Below are 12,225 nucleotides of genomic sequence, written 5' to 3'. Positions count from 1 at the left end.
ATGGGATAACCGCTGAAAGCATCTAAGCGGGAAGCTCGCTTCAAGATGAGATTTCCATACACCTTGTGTGTGAGAGGCCCCCAGCCAGACCACTGGGTTGATAGGCCGGATGTGGAAGCGAGGACTAACGACTCGTGAAGCTGACCGGTACTAATAGGCCGATAACTTACACCACACACCCTCTTCGTGAACGGATTCAAAAGACGTTCACACCATGAAGCAGGGTAAAAAGATAAACAAGATACGCTTGCGTCCACTATGTGGTTCCCAAACAACAAACCAAACGTTGTCCAGGGAACAAAAACACAACACAATAACAACACCACAATGTTGTAACCACAGTTTTCCCACCCCCAAGCATCATCACCGGGGTGAGGAGCAAGGGTTACGGCGGTCATAGCGTGGGGGAAACGCCCGGTCCCATTCCGAACCCGGAAGCTAAGACCCACAGCGCCGATGGTACTGCACCCGGGAGGGTGTGGGAGAGTAGGTCACCGCCGGACATAAATTAAACAGTAGGGCCCTGACAAGAGACGTCAGGGCCCTACTGTGCTTTAACCACCCAAACCATCTCTCACTCAACGTGCCAAATAGCCGATCCCTCTCTCACCTAACGCGGCCTTCCCACGAATCCTCTCTCACCTAACGCGGGTTTTCCACGAATCCTCTCTCACTTGATGTGCTGTCAGCCCCAACGTTCTCTCATTTGATGTGGTTTTCGGCCCAGGTAAGACCCCGTCGGGCCATCGGCCGCGTCAAGTGATTGAGCGTCCCTCCAAAACCCGCGTCAGGTGGTAGAGCGTCACCCGAAAATCCGCATCAAGTGATAGAGCGTCACTCGAAAACCCGCATCAAGTGAGAGAGCGTCACTCGAAAAGGCGCATCAAGTGAGAGAGCGTTCCGGGGGAGGGCTGGACGGGTAGAGTGGGGCACCATGAACAGCCTCTTTAGCCACGGCGCCGAGCCGCTTGGAAGCGATAATCAGCCGGCCCTCGAGCTCCTGGAACCGGTGCTCAACACCATCACCGTTCCGGGCACCGTGGCCCACGCCTTCGCCGGCTTTACCGACCAAACGCACCTCTGGTGGCCGTTGGAATCATTCGGCGTCTACGGTGCAGCGTCCTACGTTGAGTTTGAGGAGAACCTCATCCTCGAAACGGCTGACGACGGCCGGACCAGCATCTGGGGAACCCTCGACGATTGGCAGCCGCCACTGTCCTTCCATGCCTCCTGGCACCCGGGATCCACAGCGCTCTGGTCCACGGAGCTTCGGGTGGCTTTCCGCGCGGTAGGGGAGGGCACCGAGGTGCGGGTGTTCCACGAAGGCTGGGAAGGCGCCGAGGATCCCGCCGCCGAGCGTCAACGGTACGTGGAGGCGTGGCCGGACATCCTGGCCAGGTATGCCCGCTTTATGGGCGCTCCGGAAGAAGACGCCAATGACACCAGCGGGAACCAGGACCGCTAAGGGCCGGCCGGGGGCACAGCTGTGCTCGTCCTGATGACGAACTCGGTTGGAAACTCCTGATCAGCTGGCACTGATCCATCACTGGCACCATTCGGTCCAACCTCAAGCAATTGCAGTGCAGTGGCGGCCGCCAGGACTCCTTGCCTGCGGGGATCCTGGTCCACGGTGGTCAGACCGAACGTCTCGCCCAGCTCGTGGCCGTCCATCCCAACTACTGAAAGATCCCGCGGAACCTGCAATCCAAAGTCCCGGGCAGCGAGAATGGTGCCCACCGCCATTTCGTCGGAAGCTGCAAAAATCGCCGTGGGCCGATCCGTGGCACCGCCCAGCAGCCGGCGTGCCGCCGCGTAGGCGCCCTGGACAGTGAAGTCAGCGGTGATCTGCCACTCCGGCCGGACTTCCAAGCCAGCTGCCGCCATTGCCTTTTGGTATCCGCCCTGGCGGATGCCGGGCAGCTTGAAGTCCTGGTTCAGCGCTGCGTCGCCGGTGACATGGCCTATCCTGGTGTGGCCAAGCCGGATCAAATGGTCAGTGGCCATCCACGCCAGCCGTTCGTCGTCGATCCTGATGGTGGAAGCCCCCGGCAAGGTGCCACCGATACCCACAATGGGGCGGTGCACAGCCAACAGTTGCTGGATTTCGGCGTCCGTCAGCACCAGCGCTACCGCAATGACCGCATCCAGGCGCTTCCTGAGCAGGAAATCGTTGAGCACACTGTGCCGGCGCTCGGGTTGGTCGCCCACGTTGTACAGAGTGAGGTCGTAGCCGGCATCCAGCAGGGTCTCGGAGACGCCTTCGAGCACTGAGGAGAAGTACCACCGGTGAATGGACGGGACCACCAGGCCGATGTTGTGGTTCCGGCCGGAGGCAAGGCTGGCCGCGTGATAGGACGGGACGAACCCCAGTTGCCCGGCCGCCTCCATCGCCAGTTTCCGGCTCTTCGCAGAGACATTGGGCTTGCCGCTCAACGCCCGCGAGACGGTGGCAATGGACAGCCCTGCCCTGTCGGCGACGTCCTTGATACCCGCCATACTCAGGGAGCGGAAGTGAGGCTGATCCAGGCGGTCTCGCCGGACGCCAGCAGGCCTTCCGGCCCGGACGGAATGCTCCGGACCAGGACCTGTCCGGCAGGCATTTCCAGCGGTTCGTGGTTGAGGTTCATAAGCACCAGCGTAGTGCCGTTGACATACCCCAAGGATGAGCCGGTGCACCAATCCTCGGCCCAGGCCAGGGATCCCCGCCCCAGGTCCAGCTCGCGGCGCACCGCCAGCATGTTCCGGTAAAGAGCAAGGTGCGACGACGGTGACCCGGCCTGTACGTCCCGCGCCAAGTCCCCAAACGAAGCAGGAAGGGGCAGCCAGGGGTCCTCACCGTGGCCGAAGCCAAGGTGGGGCTCGCCGGCCCGCCACGGCAGCGGAACGCGGCAGCCGTCCCGTCCCAGCCGTTCCCCGCCGGTACGGGCGAACGTGGGGTCCTGGCGGAGGTGTTCCGGAATGTCGACGCCGTCGGGCAGACCGAGCTCTTCACCCTGGTAGACATACGCCGCGCCGGGCAGCCCGAGCATAAACAGCGATGCGGCGGCAGCGCGCTGCCGTCCCAGTGCGATATCCGGCTGCGGATCCGCAGGGCCGATGCCGTCGCCGTCGCGCGGCCCCTGCCCGTTGTACCCGAAGCGGCTGGCGTGCCGGACGACGTCGTGATTGGAAAGCACCCAGGTGCTGGGAGCCCCAACGCCGTCAAGAACGGTAAGGGAGTCAGTGATCACCGAACGCAGCCGGTACACGTCCAGCCCGGCGTGCAGGTACGGGAAATTGAAGGCCTGATGCATTTCGTCCGGCCTGACCCAGTGCGCCAGGCGGGGAAGGTCAACGCTAGCTTCCGCGCACAGGATCCGGTCAGGACCGTAGCCGTCCAGGATCTGACGCCACGTGCGGTAGATGTCGTGGATGGCCGGCTGCCCGAACATCGGCGCTTCGTGGCCCGGGAAGCCGTCTGAGCTTCCGCCGTCGGGCCGTCCGCCCCAGGCGGGAAGACCGGGCGCCTTGACCAGCGCGTGCGCAACATCCACCCGGAAACCGGAAACACCGCGGTCCAGCCAGAACCGCAGGATCCGTTCGAACTCGCTGTGCACGGCAGGGTTGTCCCAGTTGAAGTCCGGCTGGGAGGAATCGAAGAGGTGGAGGTACCACTGGTCCGGCTGGCCGTCGGGACCGGTCACCCGGGTCCAGGCGGGGCCGCCGAAGTGGGACTGCCAGTTGTTGGGCGGCTCGTGTCCCTCGGGGCCGGTGCCGTCCCGGAAGATAAACATGTCCCGCTCGGGGCTGCCCGCAGGCGCAGCCAAGGCTGCCTGGAACAGCGCGTGCTGGTTGGAGCAGTGGTTGGGAACGAGGTCCACGATCACCCGCAGGCCCAGCCGGTGGGATTCGGCCATCATCACGTCGAAATGCCCCAGGGTGCCGAAGATCGGGTCCACGTCGCAGTAGTCGCTGACGTCGTACCCGGCGTCGCGCTGTGGAGACCGGTAGAAGGGGGACAGCCACACGGCATCCACACCAAGGTCCGCCAGGTGGGGGAGCTCCTCGGTGATGCCTGCGAGGTCGCCCACGCCGTCGCCATTGAGGTCTCGGAAGGAGCGGGGGTACACCTGGTAGATCACGGCAGACCGCCACCAGCCCGGCTGGTTGTCGGAAGCGTGGATCAGGGTCAGCGGACCCGCGGCGGGTGTCAAAGTTTCGACAGACATAGGCCCCAGCTTAGGCGGTCGGCGACCTTCATGGAAACGCTTCCAACGCTATTTTAGAGCCCGTTTCAACGCAAATTAGCGTTTTCGCTGGTCAGGACTGGAAGCGCTTGCAGAAGTGTTACGGGAAGAGACCCATAAACTGATGGAAAACGTGCGACGGCGGATGGAGGCTTCGTGGGAAGCGTGGCAGTTGAGGAGCTGGAGGCGAGCCTGGCGAGTGGTCAGGTGGACCGGGAAGAGACCACGCTCAGCCGGTATGCGGTGGACCAGGCGCCGATCCTTGACTACCAGCTCCCGTTGGCCGTGGTGTTTCCGGAGTCGGTGGAAGATGTCCAGGCAGTGGTGCGAATCTGTGCCGCTGCCAAGGTGGCACTCGTACCCCGCGGGGCGGGAACTGGAGTTTCCGGCGGAGCCCACGCGACGAAGGACTGCGTCATCCTCTCCCTCGAGCGGATGGACCGGATCCTTGCGCTGAACCCGGATGATGAAACAGCTGTGGTGGAGCCGGGGGTCATCAACGCCGTCCTAAATGAAGCAGCAGCCGAACATGGACTGATGTACGCGCCGGACCCCGCCAGTTTCCGCAGTTCCACCATCGGCGGAAACGTGGCGACGAACGCCGGCGGACTCCGGTGCGCAAAGTACGGCGTCACCCGCGACTCAGTGCTTGCGCTGGACGTGATCCTGGCGGACGGATCACTCCTGCACACGGGCCACCAGACGTTCAAGGGCGTGGCCGGGTACGATCTCACGGGCCTCTTCGTGGGGTCGGAAGGAACGCTGGGCATCGTGGTCGGCGTAACGGTGCGCCTCAAGTACCTCCCACGGGAAGTGCACACCATCGCTGCCTTCTACCCGGACTTCCGACAGGCCGCGGCCGGCGTCCTGGCCGTGGGCAGGGCGCGCGTCCAGCCCGCCATCATGGAATTGCTCGACGGCGGCACGCTGGCACAACTGGACGACATCCATGGGTCAGACCTCGCCGCCCGGGGCCGCTCCCTGCTGCTGGTCCAGACCGACGGCTTCGGCGCCGCCACCGAGGCCCGGATGGTCCGGGAGGTCCTGGCAGCGGGCGGTGCTACCGTCACCACCGAAGCCAGTGCCGAAGCGGAACGGCTCGTGGAACTGCGGCGCCACAGCCGGGGCGTGGAAGTGGACGACGAGTACCGGGTGGGGGAGGATGTGGCCGTTCCCCGGTCCCGCCTGGTGGATTACGTGGCCGCCCTGGATGCCATGGCCGTGGAGCACACCGTGCACCTCAAAGTGGTGGCGCACGCCGGCGATGGGAACCTGCATCCCACATTTTGGATCGACCGGAAGGACAAAGCGGTGGACGAGGGAGCACTGGAGCGGCTCCACCGGGCCCTGGATGAGTCCATTACGGCCGCGCTGGGCATGGGCGGCACCATCACCGGCGAGCACGGCGTGGGGCAGTACAAACTGCGGTGGCTGGGGCAGGAGCAGCCGGAACCGCTGCGGGAACTCCAGCGCCGGATCAAGGACCTGTTCGATCCCGCCGGCATCCTGAACCCGGGAAAGGCGATTTAGGGATTAATCATCCACGTCGGGGTATTCGTCGATGGATTCCTCGTCGCCGTAGCGGGATTCTTCCGTCTCCACCTCGAGGATCTTCAGCAGCCCGGTGGGCGGGTTCAGCATAATGGCCGCCTCGTCCCGGCGGTGCCGCAGGATGGAGTCGATGTAGCTCTGCACGGCTTCGGCGAGGGGGATGTGCCGTTCCTGTTTTTCTGACATGTACCAGCGGTGTTCGAGGACCTCGTGCACCACTTCGGCGGGCTCCAGCTTGCCGGACAGGTCCCGCGGAATGGACCTCACAATGGGCTCAAAGACCTGGCTGACCCACAGGTGGGCGCTGTATTCCTCGTCCATGTCCGGGTTGTTGTCCGCCCGGAAGGTATCCATGTCGTTGAGCAGGCGGCGCGCCTGGTTTTCCTGGGCGTCCAGGCCGGTCAGCCGCAACAGGCGCCTCATGTGGTGCCCGGCGTCAACCACCTTGGGCTGCAATTGGATGGTGGACCCGTTCTGGGTGGTCTTGATGGCGTACTCTTCGACGTCGAAGCCGAGTTCGTTGAGCCGGCGGATGCGGGCACCCACCCGCCAGCGTTCGCCAAGTTCAAAGGATTCCTTCTCCGTCAGCTCAGCCCACAGGCGCCGGTAGCTGTCCATGATCAGCTCGCTGGTGGCCACGGGATCCACCTTCTCCTCGATCAAGCCGCCGTCCAGCAGGTCCATCAGCTCCCCGGCGATGTTCACGCGCGCGATTTCGAGATCGTACTCGCGCTGGCCCGTGGAAAGGTCCGGATACAGCTCGCCGGTTTCCGCATCCACCAGGTAGGCGGCAAACGCGCCTGCGTCGCGGCGGAACAGGGTGTTGGACAAGGAAACGTCGCCCCAGTAGAAGCCAATCAGGTGCAACCGCACCAGCAGCAGCGCCTGCGCGTCGATGAGCCTGGTGAGGGTGTCCTTGCGGAGCATCTGCGAGAAAAGGGCCCGGTAGGGCATGGAGAATTTCAAGTGCCGCGTGACCAGGACGGGGTTCAGCGGCTTTCCGTCCAGGGTAGTGCGGCCGGTGATCACGGCCACCGGCTCAACGCACGGAACATCCAGCCGGGCAAGCTTGCGGAGCATGTGGTACTCGTGCCGGGCAACGTGCTCGGAGGTTTCCTTGATGGCGATGACCGAACCGCCAAGGTGGGCGAAGCGGACGATGTGCCGGGAGATGCCGCGGGGAAGGGCGGCCAGGTTTTCAGCGGGCCAGTCCTCCAGCGCGATGTGCCAGGGCAGGTCCAGGAGCTCGGGGTCGGCCGCTGCTGCCGTGATGTTCAGGGAGCTGGCTGCCGAGGCGACCTTGCCGTCGTCGGCACTCGCGGCCACAAACCGCGGCAGTTTGCCCACCTGCGCATAGTCGGTGGGTTCGTCGTGCCACTGGGCGCTGTATTCCTCGGTCATGCGTCAATTCTTCCGTAGATAGGCGCGGCCAGCTAATTCTTCTGCGGGCACGGTTAAAGGCCGACGGCGGCCCGCACCATTGCGAAAAGGTGCGGGCCGCCGTCGGTTTGATGATTGGTTAGTCGCCCAGGCGCAGGCCGGTCTTGGTGTCGAACAGGTGCACGTGGCCCGACTGGGGACGGACGTAGATGGACTCGCCCTTCATCGGAGGGCGGCGGCCGTCGACGCGTGCCACGATGTCGTGGTCCTTGCCGTCAAGCGTGGTGTGGCCGTAGACGTAAGCGTCGGCACCCAGCTCTTCGACGACGTCGACCTCGACCTTCAGGCCTTCTCCGTGCGGAGCAGTCTCGAGGTCCTCGGGACGCGAACCCAGGGTCACGGTGGAGCCGTGTGCCTCTTCGAGGACGTCACGCGGCACGGGGTAAACGGTGCCCCCGAACTGGACGCCGCCGTCGACAACCGGCAGTTCCAGCAGGTTCATGGCGGGGGAGCCGATGAAGCCGGCGACGAAGACGTTCTTCGGGCGGTCGTAGAGGTTGCGCGGGGTGTCCACCTGCTGCAGGAGGCCATCCTTCAGCACGGCAACGCGGTCGCCCATGGTCATGGCCTCGACCTGGTCGTGCGTCACGTAAACGGTGGTGACGCCCAGGCGGCGGGTCAGGGATGCGATCTGGGTGCGCGTCTGCACACGGAGCTTGGCGTCCAGGTTGGACAGCGGCTCATCCATGAGGAAGACCTGCGGGTTACGGACGATTGCGCGGCCCATGGCAACACGCTGGCGCTGGCCGCCGGAGAGTGCCTTCGGCTTGCGGTCCAGGTAGGGCTCGAGGTCAAGGAGCTTGGCGGCTTCCCGGACGCGCTCGGCACGCTCTTCCTTGGAAACGCCTGCAATCTTCAGGGCGAAGCCCATGTTGTCGGCCACAGTCATGTGCGGGTACAACGCGTAGTTCTGGAAAACCATTGCGATGTCGCGGTCCTTCGGGGGAACGTCGGTGACGTCGCGGTCGCCAATGAGGATCCGGCCTGCGTTGACGTCCTCGAGGCCTGCGAGCATGCGCAGGGAGGTGGACTTACCGCAACCGGAGGGTCCAACGAGGACCAGGAATTCGCCATCGGCGATGTCGATGTTGAGCTTATCGACGGCGGGCTTTTCTGTGCCCGGGTACAGACGCGTAGCGTTATCAAAAGTAACTGTAGCCACAGTTATCAATCCCTTCACCGGCAGGTACGTGCCGGACGATCCGTTGTGAATGGTTCATGTTTGTTCAGTTTTGTGCTGCAGATGCTTCCCGGCCGAGGCCAGAAGACGCCCAGTGACGCCGCACGGTTCTTGTGCGCCACATCACAGAGAAGAGTATGTCAGATAGTGTTCGAATTGGTGCAAATGTTACGAACGTCACAAGTGAGGTTGGTAACCCTCACCCTTCCGGATCTTCCTCTGCCACGGCAAGGCTCCGTTCCTGGAGCAGCACTTCGAGCAGTTCTGCCACATGGACAGGAGCCTCCACCCGGTACTGCGCCTGGGTGAAATCAAGGCCCACTTTGACCCCGACATCACCGGACTCCAGCCGCGCGAGTGCGTCCTCATCTGTGGTGTCGTCGCCTGCGAACAGGACGGCGCTGGCGCCGCTGATCTGCCGCAGGAACGTGACGCCCTCGCCCTTGGAGGCGTTCACCACGGAGGTTTCCAGGACCCGCTTTCCGTCCTTGAGGAAAACGCCTTTGCGGTCCTGCAGCAGCGAGCGTGCTGCGGCCACGGCGTCCTCTGCCACGTCGTCGGGCGCCTGGCGGGTGTGCAGTACTACGCCGGCCGGCTTGTCCTCCAGCATGGTGCCGGGTGCCTCCGCAACGATGCCGGCGAGGATGCTGCGCACCTCGGCGAGGAGTGCTTTCTGCTCATCGTCCAGTTCCAGCCCGGCTGATCCCGGGCCCAGCCACGCTTCTGCCCCGTGGCTGCCGATCAGCAGTGTGTCCACCGGTGGCGAGGCGACCTTGCGCAGGCTGGCGAGGGCACGCCCGGAGATGAGTGCCGTCGTCGTACGCGGCAGCACGGCGAGCCCGGCGAACGCCGTGGCGGCCCGGGGAAGCGGCCGCGCGTCGTCGGCATGCCCCACGATGGGCGCCATGGTTCCGTCGAAGTCCATGGCCACCAGCAGGTGCTCTGTCCCGGCGATGGTGCGGATGGCTTCGCGGAGCTCCGGCGTCAGCGCCAGCTTGCCGTTGCAGGCCCGGCTCTCAGGTGTCATCACGGACCACTTTCTCCTTCAGGGCCTGCAGGAAATCGGCAGACCAGTAGTCCACGTCGTGCTCAAGGATCTGCTTGCGCATGGCCCGCATCCGCCGCGACGCGTCCCGGGGGGACATCTCCACGGCGCGCATGATCGCGTTCTTCAGCCCGTCGATATCGTGCGGATTCATCAGCAGGGCCTGCTTGAGCTGGTCGGCGGCGCCGGCGAACTCGCTGAGCACCAGCGCACCGTCGTTGTTGGTGCGGGCCGTCACATACTCCTTGGCCACCAGGTTCATGCCGTCCCGCAGGGCCGTGACCAGCATGACGTCGGCGGCCAGGTACAGGGCCACCATCTCCTCCACGGGGTAGCTGTGGTGCAGGTACCGGACAGCGGTGTTCTCGAGGGTGTCGTACGTGCCGTTGATGTGGCCCACAGTGCCCTCCACCTCCTCGCGCAGGAGCCGGTACTGCTCAACGCGTTCCCGGCTGGGGCTGGCCACCTGGATCAGGGTGGCGTCGCTGACGGACAGCCTGCCGTCGGCCAGGAGCTCCTCGAAGGCCTTGAGCCGGTGCCGGATGCCCTTGGTGTAGTCCAGCCGGTCCACACCCAGCAGGATGGTTTTCGGGTTGCCGAGGTCCTGGCGGATCTGCCGCGCGCGCTCGATGATCTCCGGCTTCGCGGCCAGCTCGCTGATCTGCTGGACGTCAATGGAGATGGGGAACGCCTGGGCCCTGGCGATGTGGGTGATTTCCCCGTCCTTGCCCTTGACGTGGACCTGCTGCTGCTTGACGCTCGCGCCCAGGAAGCGACGGGCAGAGCGCATGAAGTTGCCCGCGTCGCTCGGCCGCTGGAAGCCCACAAGGTCAGCGCCGAGGAGTCCGTCGATAATGGCCTGGCGCCAGGGCAGCTGGGCGAAGATCTCCGGCGGCGGGAACGGGATGTGGTTAAAGAACCCGATTTTGAGGTCGGGCCGCGCTTCACGGAGCATCCGCGGCACCAGCTGCAGCTGGTAGTCCTGGATCCAGACGGTGGCGCCGTCGTCGGCATGGCGAACGACGGCGTCGGCGAACCTTTTGTTCACCGAGCGGTAGGCGTCCCACCAGGTCCGGTGGAATTCCGGCGGGGCGATGACGTCATGGTAGAGCGGCCACAGGGTGGCGTTGGAGAAGCCTTCGTAGTAGAGCTCAACGTCATCGGCGCTGAGCTGGACGGGCACCAGGTCCATGCCGCCGTGGCTGAACGGGTCCACGGTCTCATCGGGGGCGCCGTGCCAGCCGACCCACGCGCCGTCGGTTTTGGTCATCATGGGTGCCAGCGCCGTCACGAGTCCGCCGGGGGAGCGCCGCCAGCCGGAGTCGTCGTCGCCTTCGCCGGGGGCGACCCGGTCCACGGGCAGCCTGTTCGAGACCACCATAAAGTCGTACTTTGTCTCGGCGCTGTGGCCCGCGCCGGCGGCGCCGGATGCGGCTGCGGTGGCGGGTTTTTCCTGGACGGGTGTTTGCATTGCTGCCCCCTGGGGTTGCTTGTGCCTCTTAGCCCACCCTAACGGGACGGAATCTTCCATGCTATTCGTCCGTTGGTCAACCCGGATGAATACTTGAAACAGCAAGCTCTCAGCTTTCTCCCCTAAAATGAGGGGGTTGCCACGAACTGGTCCCCCTCGTCGATCGACCCAAGGAACACATGAGCCCCGCAAACGAAGTACGTAAGTCCAAGGCTGAGCGCACCGCGGAGGCCCGCGAGAAAGCGCGCCTGATCCGCGAAGCGCAGCTGAAAAAGGACAAGCGCAACAAGCTGCTGATCGGGTGGGGGATTGTGGCCGCCGTGGTGGCCATCCTGGTGGTGGTGGCACTGGTGGTGACCACGTCGATGAAGCAGAATGCGCCCATAGCCGACCAGGGACCCACGCCGGCCAACGGGAATGTGCACGGCGGCGTCACGTTGCTGGCGAACACTGAAGTGGCCAAGCTGGACTCCGCCACTGTTGACGCAGCCGCTGTTGGCGCGCCGCCGCAGGCTGCTCCGGCCGAAGTGGTGGCTCCCGGGGCCGAGGCCGAGGCGGGCAAGCCGGTGAAGGTTGTGCTGTACATCGACTTCATCTGCCCGGTCTGCAAAAACTTTGAGGCCCAGTACAACGAGCAGCTCACTTCCCTGCGCAACGAGGGCAAGATTACGGTGGAATACCGCGCGCTCGGGTTCCTCGACAGCCGCTCCACCACGAATTACTCGTCCCGGGCTGCCAACGCCGCCGCCTGTGTTGTGAACGAATCGCCGGAGAAGTACGCGGAATTTGTGGATGCGCTCTTCGCCAACCAGCCTGCTGAAGGCGGCGCCGGGCTCTCGGACGACAAGCTCAAGAGCATGGCCTCGGACATCGGTGTTGACATCAGCAGCTGCGTGGACGAGAAGACCTACCGGCCGTTCGTGAAGTTCACCACGAAGGAAGCCTCGGCCATTGGCATCACCGGCACACCCACCGTTTTCGTGGAAGGCAAGCAGTGGGGCAAGGGTGAAAGCGCCCAGACCCCGTTCCCCGATTTCCTCCAGGCCGCGATCGACGCGAAGGCCTAAGGGTTTTCAAAAGGGCCCGCTTTCGGGATTGAACTGCTCCCCGAAAGTTGGACTGATAAATTCAGTTCCGACTTCCGGGGAGCAGTTTTATGCGTCCATCTAGTTCATTGTCCGAGGAGCAGCGCGAGGCAGCTGTAGCGTGGTTTGAGAAGGGCATCGCGGACAAGGCCACAGCCAGCTTGCTGGGCGTTGCCCGCTCGCCGGTAGATCGTCTTTATCGGCGGTGGAGGATCCATGGCCGGGGA

9 protein-coding genes and 2 rRNA genes are annotated in these 12,225 nt (G+C 64.3%); 5 read left to right on the top strand and 6 right to left on the bottom strand.

Annotated elements, in window-relative coordinates:
- From FNL14_RS19790 to FNL14_RS19780, 3 genes are all read left to right on the top strand, one after another.
- Nucleotides 1-175, top strand: a 23S ribosomal RNA gene (locus tag FNL14_RS19790); the annotation flags it as partial.
- A gap of 211 nt (nt 176-386) precedes the next feature.
- A 5S ribosomal RNA gene (gene rrf / locus FNL14_RS19785) occupies nt 387-503 on the top strand.
- A 431-nt stretch (nt 504-934) separates the two neighbouring features.
- The gene (locus tag FNL14_RS19780) at nt 935-1,465 is read left to right on the top strand and encodes a hypothetical protein (protein WP_142063615.1); all 531 of its coding nucleotides are present in this window, start codon (nt 935-937) and stop codon (nt 1,463-1,465) included.
- On the opposite strand, the gene FNL14_RS19775 is transcribed toward FNL14_RS19780, so the two are convergent.
- Together FNL14_RS19775 and FNL14_RS19770 are read right to left on the bottom strand one after the other, a co-directional pair.
- On the bottom strand, nt 1,462-2,496 hold the full coding sequence (locus FNL14_RS19775) for a LacI family DNA-binding transcriptional regulator (protein ID WP_142063612.1): 1,035 nt from the start codon (nt 2,494-2,496) through the stop codon (nt 1,462-1,464). The two genes, FNL14_RS19780 and FNL14_RS19775, sit on opposite strands and share 4 nt — an antisense overlap.
- Before the next feature lie 2 nt (nt 2,497-2,498).
- A complete protein-coding gene (locus tag FNL14_RS19770) occupies nt 2,499-4,208 on the bottom strand; it encodes a glycoside hydrolase family 13 protein (protein WP_142063609.1) in 1,710 nt (569 codons plus the stop codon).
- Nucleotides 4,209-4,382: 174 nt separating this feature from the next.
- On the opposite strand from FNL14_RS19770, the gene FNL14_RS19765 reads away from it, so the two are divergent.
- Nucleotides 4,383-5,756 carry an FAD-binding oxidoreductase gene (locus FNL14_RS19765; RefSeq protein WP_142063606.1) on the top strand — a complete coding sequence of 458 codons (1,374 nt, stop codon included), beginning with the start codon at nt 4,383-4,385 and terminating at the stop codon, nt 5,754-5,756.
- Nucleotides 5,757-5,759: 3 nt separating this feature from the next.
- On the opposite strand, the gene FNL14_RS19760 is transcribed toward FNL14_RS19765, so the two are convergent.
- From FNL14_RS19760 to FNL14_RS19745, 4 genes are all read right to left on the bottom strand, one after another.
- Nucleotides 5,760-7,178 carry a DUF4032 domain-containing protein gene (locus tag FNL14_RS19760; RefSeq protein WP_091417162.1) on the bottom strand — a complete coding sequence of 473 codons (1,419 nt, stop codon included), beginning with the start codon at nt 7,176-7,178 and terminating at the stop codon, nt 5,760-5,762.
- 118 nt (nt 7,179-7,296) lie between these two features.
- Nucleotides 7,297-8,379 (bottom strand): ABC transporter ATP-binding protein, encoded by a 1,083-nt coding sequence (locus FNL14_RS19755; RefSeq protein ID WP_091417165.1) that lies wholly within the window; start codon nt 8,377-8,379, stop codon nt 7,297-7,299.
- Between the two features lie 217 nt (nt 8,380-8,596).
- Nucleotides 8,597-9,424, bottom strand: a complete 828-nt coding sequence (gene otsB, locus FNL14_RS19750) for a trehalose-phosphatase (protein ID WP_142063618.1) — start codon at nt 9,422-9,424, stop codon at nt 8,597-8,599.
- Nucleotides 9,414-10,913, bottom strand: coding sequence for a trehalose-6-phosphate synthase (locus FNL14_RS19745; protein ID WP_091417169.1), 1,500 nt, complete (start codon nt 10,911-10,913; stop codon nt 9,414-9,416). Before FNL14_RS19745 ends, otsB begins: the two co-directional genes overlap by 11 nt.
- A gap of 179 nt (nt 10,914-11,092) precedes the next feature.
- Here FNL14_RS19745 and FNL14_RS19740 point away from each other — a divergent pair, with 179 nt between their 5' ends.
- A complete protein-coding gene (locus FNL14_RS19740) occupies nt 11,093-11,980 on the top strand; it encodes a thioredoxin domain-containing protein (protein WP_142063603.1) in 888 nt (295 codons plus the stop codon).
- The last annotated feature ends 245 nt before the right edge of the window (nt 11,981-12,225 follow it).

This window comes from Pseudarthrobacter sp. B4EP4b, from assembly GCF_006680095.1.
Classification (GTDB): domain Bacteria; phylum Actinomycetota; class Actinomycetes; order Actinomycetales; family Micrococcaceae; genus Arthrobacter.
Note: the sequence above shows the minus strand (reverse complement) of the source record. Positions and strands in the feature narration are given on the sequence as shown.